This is a genomic window from Kitasatospora sp. NPDC089913 (assembly GCF_044748625.1).
Taxonomy (GTDB): Bacteria; Actinomycetota; Actinomycetes; order Streptomycetales; family Streptomycetaceae; genus Kitasatospora.
The window spans coordinates 73,659-88,430 of sequence record NZ_JBIVGI010000031.1 but is presented as its reverse complement, the minus strand read 5'-3'; the positions used below and the strand labels follow the sequence as shown (position 1 = coordinate 88,430).

The 14,772-nt window shown below is 75.0% G+C and carries 14 protein-coding genes, 1 tRNA gene and 1 riboswitch; of the genes, 11 read left to right on the top strand and 4 right to left on the bottom strand.

Translation table 11 applies throughout. The features are described 5' to 3' along the window. Window positions 1-235: 235 nt before the first annotated feature. Window positions 236-961 (bottom strand): sensor domain-containing protein, encoded by a 726-nt coding sequence (locus ACIPYS_RS33765; RefSeq protein ID WP_400753437.1) that lies wholly within the window; start codon window positions 959-961, stop codon window positions 236-238. Between the two features lie 125 nt (window positions 962-1,086). Beyond that, window positions 1,087-1,671: a GNAT family N-acetyltransferase gene (locus ACIPYS_RS33760; protein WP_400753434.1), complete on the bottom strand. Its 585-nt coding sequence runs from the start codon at window positions 1,669-1,671 to the stop codon at window positions 1,087-1,089. A 43-nt stretch (window positions 1,672-1,714) separates the two neighbouring features. Between ACIPYS_RS33760 and ACIPYS_RS33755 the strand changes: the two genes are divergently transcribed. Then, complete coding sequence (locus ACIPYS_RS33755; protein ID WP_400753431.1) at window positions 1,715-2,728, top strand: hypothetical protein; 1,014 nt, start codon at window positions 1,715-1,717, stop codon at window positions 2,726-2,728. Between the two features lie 87 nt (window positions 2,729-2,815). Here ACIPYS_RS33755 and ACIPYS_RS33750 read toward each other — a convergent pair whose 3' ends face one another. Continuing rightward, window positions 2,816-3,685, bottom strand: coding sequence for a M23 family metallopeptidase (locus ACIPYS_RS33750; protein WP_051740652.1), 870 nt, complete (start codon window positions 3,683-3,685; stop codon window positions 2,816-2,818). A gap of 12 nt (window positions 3,686-3,697) precedes the next feature. Then, window positions 3,698-3,868: riboswitch (cyclic di-AMP (ydaO/yuaA leader) on the bottom strand. 245 nt (window positions 3,869-4,113) lie between these two features. Here ACIPYS_RS33750 and ACIPYS_RS33745 point away from each other — a divergent pair. The 3 genes from ACIPYS_RS33745 (at window position 4,114) to ACIPYS_RS33735 (ending at window position 6,036) form a co-directional block, all read left to right on the top strand. Beyond that, entirely contained in the window at window positions 4,114-4,404 is a 291-nt protein-coding gene (locus ACIPYS_RS33745; RefSeq protein ID WP_173862092.1) for a YiaA/YiaB family inner membrane protein, read from the top strand. 105 nt (window positions 4,405-4,509) lie between these two features. After that, the gene (locus ACIPYS_RS33740; RefSeq protein WP_400753427.1) at window positions 4,510-5,337 is read left to right on the top strand and encodes an alpha/beta fold hydrolase; all 828 of its coding nucleotides are present in this window, start codon (window positions 4,510-4,512) and stop codon (window positions 5,335-5,337) included. 132 nt (window positions 5,338-5,469) lie between these two features. Then, window positions 5,470-6,036: a TetR/AcrR family transcriptional regulator gene (locus ACIPYS_RS33735; protein WP_093861423.1), complete on the top strand. Its 567-nt coding sequence runs from the start codon at window positions 5,470-5,472 to the stop codon at window positions 6,034-6,036. 158 nt (window positions 6,037-6,194) lie between these two features. Here the strand turns inward: ACIPYS_RS33735 and ACIPYS_RS33730 are convergent. Beyond that, a tRNA-Ile gene (locus ACIPYS_RS33730) sits at window positions 6,195-6,268 on the bottom strand. A 191-nt stretch (window positions 6,269-6,459) separates the two neighbouring features. On the opposite strand from ACIPYS_RS33730, the gene ACIPYS_RS33725 reads away from it, so the two are divergent. From ACIPYS_RS33725 to ACIPYS_RS33695, 7 genes are all read left to right on the top strand, one after another. Beyond that, the gene (locus tag ACIPYS_RS33725; RefSeq protein WP_400753422.1) at window positions 6,460-8,961 is read left to right on the top strand and encodes a SpoIIE family protein phosphatase; all 2,502 of its coding nucleotides are present in this window, start codon (window positions 6,460-6,462) and stop codon (window positions 8,959-8,961) included. Between the two features lie 153 nt (window positions 8,962-9,114). Further along, a complete protein-coding gene (locus tag ACIPYS_RS33720) occupies window positions 9,115-10,686 on the top strand; it encodes an ATP-binding protein (protein ID WP_400753477.1) in 1,572 nt (523 codons plus the stop codon). Beyond that, entirely contained in the window at window positions 10,670-11,083 is a 414-nt protein-coding gene (locus tag ACIPYS_RS33715; protein ID WP_030397833.1) for a roadblock/LC7 domain-containing protein, read from the top strand. Before ACIPYS_RS33720 ends, ACIPYS_RS33715 begins: the two co-directional genes overlap by 17 nt. Next, a complete protein-coding gene (locus ACIPYS_RS33710) occupies window positions 11,080-11,430 on the top strand; it encodes a DUF742 domain-containing protein (protein WP_093861420.1) in 351 nt (116 codons plus the stop codon). The genes ACIPYS_RS33715 and ACIPYS_RS33710 overlap by 4 nt, the downstream gene beginning before the upstream one ends. Beyond that, on the top strand, window positions 11,408-12,034 hold the full coding sequence (locus ACIPYS_RS33705; protein ID WP_093861419.1) for an ATP/GTP-binding protein: 627 nt from the start codon (window positions 11,408-11,410) through the stop codon (window positions 12,032-12,034). The genes ACIPYS_RS33710 and ACIPYS_RS33705 overlap by 23 nt, the downstream gene beginning before the upstream one ends. Continuing rightward, window positions 12,031-13,692: a cytochrome P450 gene (locus ACIPYS_RS33700; protein ID WP_400753418.1), complete on the top strand. Its 1,662-nt coding sequence runs from the start codon at window positions 12,031-12,033 to the stop codon at window positions 13,690-13,692. Before ACIPYS_RS33705 ends, ACIPYS_RS33700 begins: the two co-directional genes overlap by 4 nt. Beyond that, a complete protein-coding gene (locus ACIPYS_RS33695; protein WP_400753415.1) occupies window positions 13,656-14,762 on the top strand; it encodes a cytochrome P450 in 1,107 nt (368 codons plus the stop codon). Before ACIPYS_RS33700 ends, ACIPYS_RS33695 begins: the two co-directional genes overlap by 37 nt. Window positions 14,763-14,772: the final 10 nt, after the last annotated feature.

Genomic DNA, 14,772 nt, shown 5'->3' with positions numbered 1-14,772 from the left:
TTGTCCTTCCCGTTGGTGGGCACGGGGGGGGGGGGGGGGGGGGCGGGGCCCCGGGGGGGGGGGGGCCCCCCCCCCGGGGGGGGGGCGGGGGGGGCCCCCCCCCCCCCACTCCCCGCTTCCAGAGCTGCCCCCTCGCTCCGTGCGAGCGAGGGGGCAGCAGAAGAACCTGGAACGACTTCGCCAGGCATCCACTTCCGGCCTGGTCAGAAACGCTGCTCCGAGACGCGGGAGCGGTTCAGCGGCCGAGCAGGCCGCGGGCGGCGAGGCGGTTGACGTTGGTCAGGCCGCGCACCAGCTGGGGGGTGACGAGGACGAACAGCAGGCCGATCAAGCTCACGCCCGCGATCTGCAGCGGCGACTGGATGTAGTACTCGTAGTGGCCGGACTCGGTGGTGAAGTCGTAGAGCCGGTAGCCGGGCCAGTCCGTCCAGCGCGCGAACACCCAGTGGTAGGCGGGGTACAACGCGAGCGTCCATCCGACGCAGAGGAAGACCAGCGACAGCACCATGCTGAGGATCGCCCACGGGAACATCACCACCTGGTACAGCACGGCCTTCCAGCCGGCCCCGTCCGCCAGCCGGGCGGTGATCGCGCCCCAGGCGCCGGGCCGGACCACCCGCACCGGCTTCGGGCCGGGGACGTCCAGGGCCAGCAGGCCGCGGACCCGGGCCCGCTCCAGCCGCCCGAAGCCCCGGGCCGCGGTGGTCAGACCGGCCAGGACCGGCAGGCCGAGCACCGTCACGAAGGTGCCGAGGCCCAGGCAGAACAGCGTCACGGCGGTGACGAAGCCGACGATCGCCACCGGCAGACCGGTCAGCGTGTAGCCGACCTCCCGGTAGAAGTAGGAGCTGAACGGGGCCCGCCAGGCGTACGGCGGCTCCTCGGTGCGGTGAGCGCCGCCGTGCCCGGCGTCGCCGTCGTACGCGTCGTACTCGCTGCGCTGCATGGTGTGGGTGCTCATGGCCGGGTCACGGTCCCTCGGGTCGGTCGCGGTTCGGGCTCGTCGGGCGTCTCCCGCCGACCTCTGAAGCCTGTCAAAACCCGCGCCCGCCGGACATCCGGCTCCCCGGCGAACCGGGGGTGGGGTTATCCCCCCTGCCCGGCGCTCCCGGCCGGCGGGTCGTCGGCGAGCAGGGCGTACTGCCGGGCGTCCCGCCAGCCGTCCGGGCCCCGGTAGTCGTGCCGGACCCGCCCCTCCAGCCGGAAGCCGGCCCGCTCCAGCACCCGGATCGAGGCGGCGTTGTCGACGTCCACCCGGGCCTCCAGCCGGTGCACGCCGAGCGGGCCGAAGGCGAAGTCGCGCAGCAGGGCGACCAGCTCGCCCGCGTAGCCGGAACCCCAGACGTCGCGGCGCAGCGCGTAGCCGATGGTGGCGGCGCCGAACGGGACGAGACCGAGCGCGGCGTTGCCGATCGGGACGGCGCGGGCCGGGTCGTCGGCGTCGGAAAGGCGGGTGACGGCGAGCCGGTAGACCTCCCGGTGCTCCTTCTCGGCCTCCTCGACGAACTGGGCGACCTGGTCGGCACAGGTCTCGAGGTCGCGCGGGGCGAACGGGAGGTAGCGGGTGGCCTCCGGGTCGCCGAACACGGCGTGCAGCGCGGCCACGTCCTCGGGGGTGTGGTGGAACTCGCGCACGGCAAGCCGGGCACCGGTGAGTCGAACGGGGACCATGGCTCCCGACCCTACCCGCGACCAGCGGTTACGGTTCGTGGTTATGGAAGACGAAGACCTGCGGCTCGCCCCGCGCACCAAGGCCGCCGAGCTGCTCGCCTGGGCGGAGGCGGAGGGCCGCGAGCCGGTCGCCGAGAGCCCGCTGCGGGCGGTGCTGGCGCTGCTGGAGCTGGGCGAGGGCAGGATGCACGACGGCTGGCCCGAACTCACCTCCGCCGCGGTGGAGCACCTGTTGTACGAGCGCCTGTACCTGTACGTCCAGCCGGAGCCGGGGCAGGACCCGCTGGCGTACGGCGCGGCGGTGCGGCTGCTGATCGACCACCGGCGGGCGGCGAAGCGGCTGAACGCCAAGCGGCAGGAGCGGCTGCACGCGGAGGCCGAGTGGCAGGGCGAGGTGGCGGCCGGACTGCTGCGCCGGGCCGACCTGGTGACCTGGCCCCGGCTGTACACGCTGCTGCTGCGCGCGGCCGGGGTGGACACCGCCGACGGGGAGGCGGTGCGGGCCTGGCTGGAGGGGTTCCGGGGGCTGCCGGAGGAGGAGCGGCTGGCGTCGTTCGCGGCGCTGGAGGCGGACGGCGTGCTGGACCCGGTGGACGACGGGGGCTGGGAGGCCGGCGGCCGGACGCTGGCGGTCGGGATGGCCACGGACGGCGCGCGGCGGCTGCTGGAGCAGGGGCTGATGCGGCGCAGCTACCGGAACCTGGCCGAGCTGACGGCGCTGGGCCGGCCGATGCCGGAGGAGCTGGCCGGGGACTTCGGGGCGTTCGAGGAGGCCGCGGCGCTGGCGGCGCTGGAGCTGGCCGGGACCTGGACGGTGCCGGGGCTGCCGGAGCTGCTGGTGGCGGAGTTCCCGGAGCTGGCGCCGGAGCCGGGGCCAGCGGAGATCGACGCCTATCTGGCCGGGCTGGACGCGGCCTGGGCGGAGGAGCGGGCGGACGGCGACGGGTTCACGGAGACGGACGGCGACGAACCGGCGGACGGGTACGCGGACACGGACGGCGACGGGTACGCGGCCCCGGACGCGGACACGGACGGCGACGAGCGGGCGCCGGAGTAGGCGCGGAACACGGCGAGGGGCCCCTGGAGCCGCCGTGCGGCCGGGGCCCCTCGTCGTGCTCGGGGGAGCCGGGTCAGGAAGACGGCGTCAGGGGGTGACGCCGCGCTGCTCGAACCAGGTCTCCGGGTCGACCGGGGCTCCGCCGCCGGGGCGGACCTCGACGTGCAGGTGGGCGCCGGTGACGTTGCCGGTGGCGCCGACCTTGCCGATCTGCTGGCCGGGGAGGACCTTGCCGGAGCCCTTGATGATCGAGGAGAGGTGGCAGTACCAGATCTCGGTGCCGTCGGGCAGGGTCTCGACGATCCGGTAGCCGTAGGCGCCGGCCCAGCCGGCCGAGGTGATGGTGCCCTGGCCGACCGCGTAGACGGGTTCGCCCTGGTCGGCGGCGAAGTCGAGGCCGGTGTGCAGGTGCGCCCAGTAGCGCGCGCTCTGGCCGTAGTGGGCGGAGAGCCGGTAGTCGCGGACCGGCAGCTTGATGGCGGCGAGCTTGGCCTTCTCGGCCTCCTCGGCGGTGCGCCGGGCCTGCTCCTGCTGGGCGACCTGGGCGGCGCGCTTGGCCTCGGCCTCCTGGGCGGCCTGGACCCTGGCGGTCTCCTCGGCGGCGGTGCGCTGGCTGTCGGCCTGCTGCTGGATCCGGGCGGCGAGCGCGAGGCCGGGGTCGGCGGACAGCGCGACCGGGGTCTCGTCGGGGGTCTCCACGGCGGGCGCGGCGGCCGGGGTGGCGGAGGCGAAGCCGGTCGCGCCCAGGGTGGCGGCGACGGCGGTGACGCCGAGCAGCGGCGCGGTGCCGCGGGTCTGACGGGGCATCCGGTGCCGGCTGGTGTCGGCGGCCGGCGGGGCGCTCTCGTCGGCGGGGCCGCCGAAGGGACCGTGGCCGGCGAACGGGCCGGGGTGGTCGAGCAGCTGGGTGCCGGTGGAGGACCCGGACGGGTGTGCCTGGGTGTGCGTCGACGCCACGGAGGCGCGCTCCTTTCCTTCCTTCGCGCCTACCGGGTTAGCTGACGGGTTCGGAGCAGGAAGGTCTCCTACGGCTGGGTCCGGGCGATGCCCCGACCCTGCCGATTCACCCCAAGGAACATGGTTCCCCGGCTCCCATGGCCTGCCCGGAGGCCGGCCGGCGGGATTAGGCGACGGCGCACGGTGCCGTCTGGGTACGGCGTTGCGGTCCGCGCTGCGTTATCAAACGTTAATCCGAGAGCCCCCCGATTCCAAGCCATCCGTTGATGACGACCGGACACGGATCGGACGCTGCGCGGTCCGATGGGCGATTTGTGACGTTTGATGACACCTGACACTACCGAACGTGAGAGGACGTCAACGAACGGGCTCCCATCTGAGTACGACTACTCATGTGCGGCCGGAGCCGCGCGGCCATTCTGGGCGCCATGAGCGCACCGATGCAGTCACGCACCACGGCCGCCTACTACATCCAGGCCGTCCTGTCCTTCGCCCTCTCCGGCACCGCCCTCGGCGCCGGGATCGCCTACCTGCCGGTCGAGCCGTGGACCAGGGCCTTCCTCGCCGTCGGCCTGCTCTGGACGGTCACCTCGGCGTTCACCCTGGCCAAGGTGGTCCGGGACCGGCAGGAGACCACCGATCTCGTCACCAGGGTCGACCAGGCCCGGCTGGACAAGCTGCTGACCGAGCACGACCCGTTCAAGGTGGAGGGAGTCTGACCGGCCCGGGCGCGGACCGCCGCTCGGGAGGGCTTGACGGCTAAGGCTATTAGCCTTAGCTTTATGGCTATCGGCACTCGCCGACGACCGCCCGAGGAGGCTCCCATGAACGGCACCATCGCCCCCGCCACCCGCTACCTCGACCTCCCCGGTGGCCGGATCGCCTTCGACGACACCGGGCGCGGCGACGGCACCCCCGTCGTCCTGCTCCCCGGGATGCTCGACAGCCGGGCCGCGTACCGGCACCTGCGCCCGCTGCTGACCGCCGCCGGCCGCCGGGTGATCACCATGGACCTGCGCGGCTTCGGTGACTCCTCGATCCACTGGGACGACTACTCCCCCGCCGCGATCGCCGGCGACGTGCTCGCCCTGCTGGACCACCTGGGCATCGACCGGGCCGTCCTGGCGGGCAACTCCTACACCGGCGCCAGCGTGGTCGGAGCCGCCGGGGACGCCCCGGAGCGGGTCGCCGGGATCGTCCTGATCGACGCCTTCGTCGAGAACGTGCCGCCCACCGCCCTGCAGCGGACGGTGGTCCGGGCGATGGGCGCGCTGCTGGTGCGCTCGCCCGCGTTCTGGGGGCTCTACCTGCGCAGGGCCGCCTTCCCCGGCCCCAAGCCCGCCGACCACGAGGAGTACGTGGCCGGGCTGGTCTCCGCGCTGCGCACCCCGGGCCGGCGGGCCGCCACCCGGGGCTATGTGCACGGCGACTCCTCGCCCCTCGGCTGGACCTCGGCCGTGCGCTGCCCGGCGCTGGTGGTGATGGGTTCCGAGGACCCCGACTTCGGCGACCCGGAGCTGGTCGCCGACCGGCAGGCCGCCGCGCTCGGGGCACGCAAGGTGATGGTCGAGGGCGCCGGGCACTACCCGATGGCCGACCACCCGGAGGCCACCGCCGACGCCCTGCTGGGCTTCCTCGCCGAGCTCGCCTGACCGCTCGATCGCTCGATCGCCCGATCGCCTGGGACCGCACGCGCCCTCCGCCCGGCCGCCGCCGTCCAGCGCCGCCCCCTCCACCGATCCACCACGCCCACCACGCCCGCCGCGCCCACCAGGAGACCCCCGATGCCCCGAGTCGGACTCACCCCCGAGCAGGTCGTCGACCACGCCCTCGCCCTCATCGACGAGCAGGGTCCCGAGGCCCTCACCCTGGCCGCCGTCGCCGCCCGCGCCAAGGTCGCCACCCCCTCGCTCTACAAGCACGTCAGCGGCGGACTGGCCGAACTGCGCCGGCTGGTCGCCGTCCGGGTCACCGAGGAACTGGCCGACCGGCTCGCCGGGGCGGCGCTCGGCCGGAGCGGGGACGAGGCGGTCGCCGCCGTCCTGCGGGCCTACCACGCCTACGCCACCGAGCGCCCGCACCGGTACGCCGCGCTGCCGCAGGCCCCGCGGCCGGACGAGGACCTGTCGAACGCAGCCGCCCGGCTGGTCGGGGTGATCGTCGCGGTGCTCCGCGGGTACGGGCTGGAGGGTTCCGAGGCGATCCACGCGGCCCGCACGTTCCGCTCGCTGGCCCACGGCTTCGCGGCGCTGTCGACGGCCGGCGCCTTCCAGCTCGCCGAGGACCTCGGGGAGACCCAGGAGCGGATGATCACCGTACTGACCGCCGGACTGCGCGGCTGGCCCCGCTGAGCCCGGACGGGTCCGGAGCGGGCACGGAGCGGGCACGGAGCGACAGGGCGGTGGGGACGGCGAGGACGGCGGGGTCCCGGGGGGTGGGCGCCGGGGGCCGTCCGGGCGGGAACGCCGAAGGGCCCGGAGCGCACTGCTCCGGGCCCTTCGGACTGGTGTGGGGCTAACAGGACTTGAACCTGTGGCCTCTTCCTTATCAGGGAAGCGCTCTAACCGTCTGAGCTATAGCCCCGCGCCGTTACGACCCACCGCCCCCAGGGCGGCACGTCGTACGGAGAAGGGTACCGGACCCGGCGGGGCCCCACGCACACCGGGCGCCCCGGGCTCCCGGGGCACACCGTTCGACTCTCCCCTCACCCGATTAAGAAATAAGGTATTAAGAATTAACTGCCCCATAAGGCACCGGAGAGGCCGGCCATCCCCGTGGACCCGCGCAGCAGCCCCACCGCGCGCAGTGCCATGCGCTGCGTCCGCTTATTGCTGGGCTGCGCGGACGCCGCCGAACTGCTCGGCACCGTGCTCGCCGAGGGCCCGAGCTGGATCACCGGTGAGGGCTCGGCGCTCTACCTGCTGGACTCCACCGGAATGCTCCGGCTCACGGCCTCCCACGGCCTGCCCGACTGGGCCCACGAGCGCTACAGCGTGGTCGACCCGGCCGGGGACCTGCCCGCCGCGATGGCGCTGCGGCTGCGCCGTCCCTATCTGCTGAGCCCCGAACGCACCAGCGCCGACTATCCGAACCGGAACGCCGGGATGGGCACCGGGATGGTCGCCGTCGCCACCCTGCCGATGATCGTCGACGGCCGGCCGCTGGGCGTCCTCGCCCTGGCCCTCGCCCACCGGGGGACGGTCCCCCGGCGCGACCTGGACGTGCTGGAGACCCTCGCGGACGCCTGCGGGCACCGGCTCGGCCACCTGCTGGAGCACGCCAGGGCGGGCACCGGGGCGCTCGGCGGAACGGGCGGGACCGGAGGGCACCCGGGGCACGGCGAGCAGCCGGGAGGCGGAGGGCACCCGGAACCCGAAGGGCAGCCGGGACGCGGAGGGCGCCCGGACCGGGGTGCGGCGCACGGGGTGCGCCCCGGCCCGTGCGCGGGCGCCGCCGATCCGGCCGCCGCGACCGCCCACTCGATGCTCTCGCTCGCCGTCCGGGCCTCCGGGCACGGGGCCTTCGAACGGGATCTGGTCACCGGCGAGACCCACTGGGACGCCCAGGCGCTGCGGCTGGTCGGCCGGCCGGCGCCGGAGCGCGGCGGCACCTCCCCCGCCCCCTCCCTGGACCTCGTGGTCCACCCCGAGGACCTCCCGGACGTCCAGGCCGCCATGGCCGAGGCCCTCGCCACCGGCGGCCCGTACCGGATCCGCTACCGGGTGCCGCGCCGGGGCGGCGGGGTGATCCGGATCGAGGAGACCGGCGAGGTGATGCTGGACGTGCACCGCCGCCCGGTGCGGATCGCCGGCCTGATCGCCGATCTCGACCACGGCCGGACCCCCGGCGAACGCCCGCCCGGGGACGGGGCGCCCGGCGGGCGGTCCCCGGCGCCGTCCGGCCCGGGCTCCCCGTCCGGCCCCGGGCAGGAGCCCGCCGGCACCACCGAGGGCACCTCCGCCGCCGGGGCCCGGTCGGCACTGCTGCTGGCTCTCACCCGGGCACTGTCCCGGGCGGTCACCGTCCGGGACGTCACCACGGCCGTCACCGACATCTGCCGGCCCGCCTTCGGGGCGGCCGGCATCGTGCTGGACCTGGTCGACGAGGGGCGGCTGCTGCCCGTCTCGCACACCGTCTACGGGGGCGAGCGGCGTACCGAGCTGACCCGGCTGGCCGACCTGTCGGAGGGCGTGATGCAGCGCGCCCTGGCCCGGTCGGCCCCGCTGTTCAGCGAGCCGGCCCGGCGCGGACGCGGACGCGGGGCCGACCGGACGGCCGGTCCCGCCGGCGGGACCGGCCGCGGCGAGGGCGACGGGACGGGCGGCGGGACCGGCAGCCCGCTCGCCCCGGCCGCGTGGGCGGTGCTGCCGCTGATCGCCTCCGGCCGGCAGGTCGGCTCCTGTCTGATCACCTTCGCCACCGAGCGCGCGTTCGGGCGCGAGGACCGCACCCTCTACTCCTCGTTCGCGGGCATCCTGGCCCAGTCCCTGGAGCGGGCCCGGCTCTACGACACCCACCACCACCGGGCGACCGAACTGCAGCGGGCGATGCTGCCGCGCACCCTGCCCCGGCTGCCCGGGATCGCCAGCGCCGCCCGCTACCTGCCGAGCACCGAGGGCATGCAGATCGGCGGCGACTGGTACGACCTGCTGCGGCTCCCGGACGGCCGGATCGGGCTGGTGATCGGGGACGTCCAGGGGCACAACGCCGAGGCCACGGCGGTGATGGGGCAGTTGCGCAGCGGACTGCGGGCCTACGCGACCGACGGGCACGACCCGGCCGCCACGCTCGCCCGGACCAGCCGGCTGCTGACCGAGCTGGACACCGAGCTGTTCGCCACCTGCCTGTACCTGACCCTCGACCCGGCCGACGGCACCGTGCGGGCGGCCCGCGCCGGACACCCGGCGCCGGTCCGGGTCACCGCGGACGCCAGGGCGGTGGAGCTGAACCTCCCCGGCGGCCCTCCGCTGGGCGTGGCTCCCGAGCGGCCGTACCCGCTGGCGGTCGAGTACCTGCCGCCCGGCGAGACGCTGCTCGCCTACACCGACGGCCTGGTGGAGGACCGCGAGGAGGACTACGACGAGTCCGTGCACCGGATGCTCGGCGGGCTGGAGCTGTGGGCGCGCAACACCGGGCCGGTCCGGGTCGAACCGGGGCCGGACCTGGAAAAGCTGGCCGATCTGCTCACTCTGAACGTGACCGAGCGGCGTTCGCGTCCGGACGACGTCGCGTTGCTGCTGTTGCACCGTTTGTCGGCCGTGCACCAGCGGGGCTGACGGGACACCGGTCGACTGCCCACGGACAGTCCGATCGCGTTCGAACCAGTGCGAACCGGCGTGGTATTGACGGGATATCGATGAGATCCGGTCACCTGGCGAGATCCGGTCGCACCTTCATAGGATGATCGCCCTAGAATTCGCCGCGTGACGATGACTCAGTGGTGCGCAACGGCAACAGGCGTGCTCGCCGCTCTCGCCCTGGTGGCCGCCGCCCGCTACCGCGCGGTCTCCACCACCCAGCGGCGTCGGGTCACCCAGCAGCAGCACGAGATCACCCGCCTCCGGGAACAGCTCGCGGCCGAACTCTCCCGCCGCGGAACCGAACTGGCCGCCGCCCAGCAGGACCAGGAACTCAACGCCTCCACCCAGCGGGCCTTCCTCAGCGTCGCCCGCCGGATCCTCGTCATGGCGCACGACCAGCAGGCCCTGCTGGACGAGATGGAGCGCACCCACGACGACCCGACCCTGCTGGAGGGCCTGCTCAAGGCCGACCACGCGGCCGCCCAACAGGCCCGCCTCGCCCAGACCCTGGCCGTGCTCTGCGGCGCCAGGGCCGGCCGCCACTGGCCCGAGCCGGTCTCGCTGGAGGACGTCGTGCGCGGCGCCCAGTCGCGCATCCTGCCGTTCCAGCGGGTGATGATCCGCAGCCGGATCGAGACCGCCGTGGTCGGCGCGGCCGCCGAGGCGCTGATCCACGCCGTCGCCGAACTGCTGGACAACGCCACCCGCTACTCCCCGCCCAGCACCCAGGTGTACGTCACCCTGATGCCGGTCCACAACGGGGCCGTGATCGAGATCGACGACGGCGGCGTCGGGATGCCCGAACCCGCCGTCGAGAAGGCCGCCGACGCCCTCGCCGGCGGATCCACGCTGGAGGTCTCCCGCCTCGGCGAGGTGCCCCAGCTCGGCCTGGCGGCGGTCGGCCGACTCGCCGAGCAGTACGGCTTCCGGGTCACGATCGGCTCCGCGCCCTCGCCGTACGGCGGTGTGCGGGTCGTGGTGCTGCTGCCGAACGCGCTGCTCACCGAACCGCTGCCGCCGACCGTGCCGGGCCTGGGCCGGGGCGACGCGGTGTTCGGCGGACCAGCGGCGCCCGCGCGGTCCGCGCCCCGCGGTCGGGCCGTCCCCCCGGCCCGGCCCGACCTGCCCGGGCCGGCGGCCCACCCGGACGCCCACCCGGACGCCGCGACGGCGTACCCGGACGTCCCGGCCGACCACCCGCACCCGCCCCACGAGCCGCATGCGCCGCACGTGCCGCATGCACCGCACGTGCCGCACGACCCGTACCAGCCCTACCAGCCGTACACGCCGCACTCGTCGTACCCGTCGCACCCGCCCCAGGGCGTCCCGTACGACCTGGACGACCCCGCCCCGTACGACCCCGCGACGGCCACCGGCTACCCGCCCGTGTACCCCCCCGTCACCGGCTACCCGACCGCCGACACCGCACCGGACACCGCACCGCCGCCGCTGCCCCGCCGGAGCCACCGCCGCGGCCGCGCCGCCACCCGGCACGCCGCCAATGCCGCCCCCACTCCGCCGCCGGCCCCGCCGTACCGCTCGGCGCAGCAGGCCCAGGCGTTCATGTCGATGTTCCAGGCCGGCACCGCCGGCGGCCGCTCGGCCGCCCGGGCCGGCTCCCAGGACCCGCACGAGCCTTCCCTTCCCCCTTCCCCCCAGCTTCCCCAGCGCCCCGGAGAGTTCCATGACCACCACCCCTGACCTCGGCTGGCTGCTCGCCGACATCGTCAACGTCCCGCAGGTCCAGCACGCCGTCGTGGTGTCCAACGACGGCCTGGAGATCGGACGCAGCGAGGGCATCGTGCGCGAGGACGCGGAGCGGCTCGCGGCGGCCTGCTCCGGCCTCCAGTCGCTGGCCCGCGGCGTCGCCCAGGGCTTCGGCGGCCGCGGCAGCGCGACCCGGCAGATCGTCATCGAGTACGGCGGCGGCTACCTCTTCATCGTCGCCGCCGGGGCCGGGGCGCACCTGGCGGTGGTGACCGGCGACGACGTCGACGCCGGCCTGGTGGCCTACCAGATGCAGGTCCTGGTCGAGCGGATCGGCACCCACCTCACGAGCCCGCCGCGCGCCGATCTCGCGGCGGGGGGCCAGCGGTGAGCGGCGGTCCGGTCCGCCCCTACGTCATCACCGGCGGCCGCAGCCGGCCCACCCGCACCGAGCTGGCCTTCGAGAGCCTGGTCGTCGCGTTACCCGACCGGCCCGAACTCCCCGAGCACGCCCTGCTCAACCGCGAGCACCGGCGGACCCTGGACCTCTGCCACAGCCTGCTGTCGATCGCCGAGGTGGCGGCCCACCTGGGGCTGCCGCTCGGAGTCGTCAAGGTCCTGGTCGGCGACCTCTGGGACCTCGGCGCCGTCCAGGTACTCCCGCCCGTTCCGCAGGCCGAACGCCTGCCCACCACTCTTCTGGAAGAGGTACTCGTTGGCCTCCGCCAACTCCGCTGACCCGGTCGCCGGCCCTCCCGCCGCACCGCAGTACCTGCCGCCGTCCGTCCAGGGCGCGGTGAAGATCCTCGTCACCGGCCCGTTCGGCGTCGGCAAGACCACCCTGGTCGGCTCGCTGAGCGAGATCTCCCCGCTGCGCACCGAGGAGACCATGACGGCCGCCAGCAGCGGCGTGGACGACCTCACCGGGCGCGGCGGCAAGACCACCACCACGGTGGCGCTGGACTTCGGCCGGATCACCCTCAACCCCCGGCTCGCGCTGTACCTGTTCGGCACACCCGGACAGCAGCGGTTCTGGCCGCTCTGGGACGACCTGTCGCGCGGCGCGCTCGGCGCGATCGCGATGGTCGACCTGCGGCGTCCGGACGAGAGCTTCGACGTGCTCGGGCGGCTGGAGGAGCAGCAGATACCGTTCGCGGTCGCCGTCAACACCTTCCCGGACACGCCCAGTTACCCCGAGGAGGAACTGCGGTCGGCACTGGACCTGCTGCCCGGGGCGCCGATCCTGTACTGCGACGCCCGGGACCGGCGGGCCTCCTACGACCTGCTGATCGACTTCGTCGACCACCTGTACCGCACCGCCGTCCTGGAGCCGCAGCGATGACCGTTCCCGAGCCCGGCACGACGGCCGTCCCGCCGCCCGGGTGCCCCGCGCACGCGACGGGCGGCGGCCTCCCCCCGGCCGCGGCCCACGACGGCGGCCCTCCCGCCGCGGCCACCCACGGCGGCACCCTGCCCGGCGGACTGCCGGTCGGGGTGCCGCTCACCCCGCTCTACGGCTCCGCCGTCGCCGACGACCCGCACGGCCTGTACGCCCGGCTGCGCGCCCAGTACGGGCCGGTGGCACCGATCGAGCTGGAGCCCGGGGTCGAGTCCTGGCTCGTCCTCGGCTACGCCGAACTGCTCGAACTCACCCGCAACGAGGCGCTGTTCTCCAAGGACTCGCGCCGCTGGCGGGTCCCCGCCGAAGGCCGGCTGGCCGCCGACTCCCGGCTCCAGCCGATGACCTCCTGGCGCCCCACCCTGCTCAACCTCGACGGCGCCGAGCACCAGCGGCTGCGCGCCGCCGTCGCCGACACCCTCGCCCGGGTCGACCACCGGCAGCTGCGCGAGACCACCGAGGCCGCCGCCGACGCGCTGATCGACAGCTGGGGCCCCGACGGCACCGCCGACCTGGTCGCCCAGTACGCGCGCCGGCTGCCGCTGCTGGTCTTCACCCAGTTGCTCGGCCTGCCCGACGAGGCGGGCGCGCACCTCATCCGGCTGATCAGCCACATCGCCGACAGCGGCGCCGAATCGGTGCGCGCCAACCAGGAGTTCCAGACCCTCCTGGTCGACCTGGTGCGGCAGCGCCGGACCACGCCCGGCGCCGACCTGACCTCCTGGCTGCTCGCCCACCCGGCCGGGCTGACCGACGAGGAAGCGGTGCACCACCTGGTGGTGCTGATGATCGCCGGGAACGAGACCACCATCTGCTGGACCGGCAACACCCTGCGGCTGCTGCTCACCGACCGGCGCTTCCGGGCCACCCTCACCGGCGGCCGGCTGACCGTCGCCGACGCGCTGGAGGAGGTGCTCTGGCGCGACCCGCCGACGCAGAACTTCCCCGGCCGGTGGGCCACTTCGGACACCGTGCTCGGCGGCCAGTTCATCGCCCGGGGCGACATGCTCGTGCTCGGTCTGGCCGCGGCCAACGCCGACCCGGCCGCCCAGGGCCCCGGCGCCGTCGGGCACCCGTCGATCGGGCACGCCTCGATCGGCGGGAACCGGGCCCACCTCGCCTGGGGCGCGGGCAAGCACGTCTGCCCGGCCCAGCACCCGGCCCGGATCATCGTCGAGACCGCCGTCGAGACCCTGCTGCACCGGCTGCCGGACCTCCAACTCGCCGTCCCCCCGCACGAGCTGGCCTGGCGCCCGTCCCCCTGGTCGCGCGCCCTGATCAGCCTGCCGGTGCTCTACAGCGCCTTCACCCCGCCCCGCCCGCCAGCTCCCGAGAGGCCCTCCGCATGGACACCGCCGCAGGTACCGCAGACTCCGCAGACACCGGGGACGGCCCCGGGCGCAGCACCGGGGGCGGCACCGGGGGCGGCCTGGGGGGCAGCCTCGGGAACGACCTCGGGGACGGCCTCGGGGGCGGAAGAGCCGAGCCCGTCGTCCTCGACGCCTTCGGACGCGACCAGCACGGGGAGAACGCCCGGCTCCGGGGAGCCGGGCCGGCGGTCCTGGTGGAACTCCCTGGCGGGGTGGTGGTCTGGGCGATAACCCACCACGACACCCTCCAGGAACTCCTCGCCGACCCCCGCGTCGGCAAGGACCCCCGGCTGTGGACGGTGTTCCGGGAAGGCCGGCTGCCCGAGGGCTGGCCACTGATCAACTTCGTCACCGTCCCCGGCATGATCACCGTCGACGGCGAGGACCACCGGCGGCTGCGCGGACTCGTCACCCAGGCCTTCACCCCGCGCCGGGTGGCCGCCCTGCAGCCCGCCGTCGAGGCCAGGACCACCGCCCTGCTCGACCGGATCTCCGAGCTGGACGGCGCGTTCGACCTGCGCGAGCACTTCGCCTACCCGCTGCCGATGCAGGTGATCGGCGAGCTGCTCGGCCTGCCGCCCAAGCAGCAGGACGAACTGCACGAGCTGTCCGACACCCTGGTCTCCAGCTCCGCCACCCCCGGGGCCGCCGCCGCCGCGCAGCAGTCGCTGTTCGCGCTGCTCGCCTCGGTGGTAGCCGCCAAGCGGGCCGAACCCGGCGACGACCTGACCACCGACCTCATCGCCGCCCGCGAGGAGGACGACCGGCTCGGCGAGCCGGAACTCGTCGGCACCCTGCTGCTGATGCTGGTGGCCGGGCACGAGACCACGCTCAACCTGATCACCAACGCGGTGCGCGCCCTGCTCGCCCACCCCGAGCAGCTGCGGACGGTGCTGGACGGCACGGTGCCGTGGTCGGCCGTGGTCGAGGAGACGCTGCGGTACGACTCGCCGGTCGGACAGTTCCCGCTCCGCTACGCCACCGAGGACATCCGGGTCGGCGAGGTGGTGATCCGGCGCGGCGAGGCGCTGCTCGCCTCGTACGCGGCCGCCGGACGGGACGGGGCCCACTACCCCGACGCCGACCGCTTCGACCTCGGCCGGACGCCGAACCGGCACCTGTCCTTCGGGCACGGCCCGCACTTCTGCCTGGGCTCGGGGCTGGCCCGGCTGGAGGCGGAGACGGCGCTGCGGTTCCTGTTCGAGCGCTACCCCGGGCTCGCGCTCGCGGACGGGCCGGAGCCGGAGCCGATCGCCTCGTTCGTCAGCAACAGCGTGCGCACGCTGCGGGTCACGATCTGACCGGCCGTTC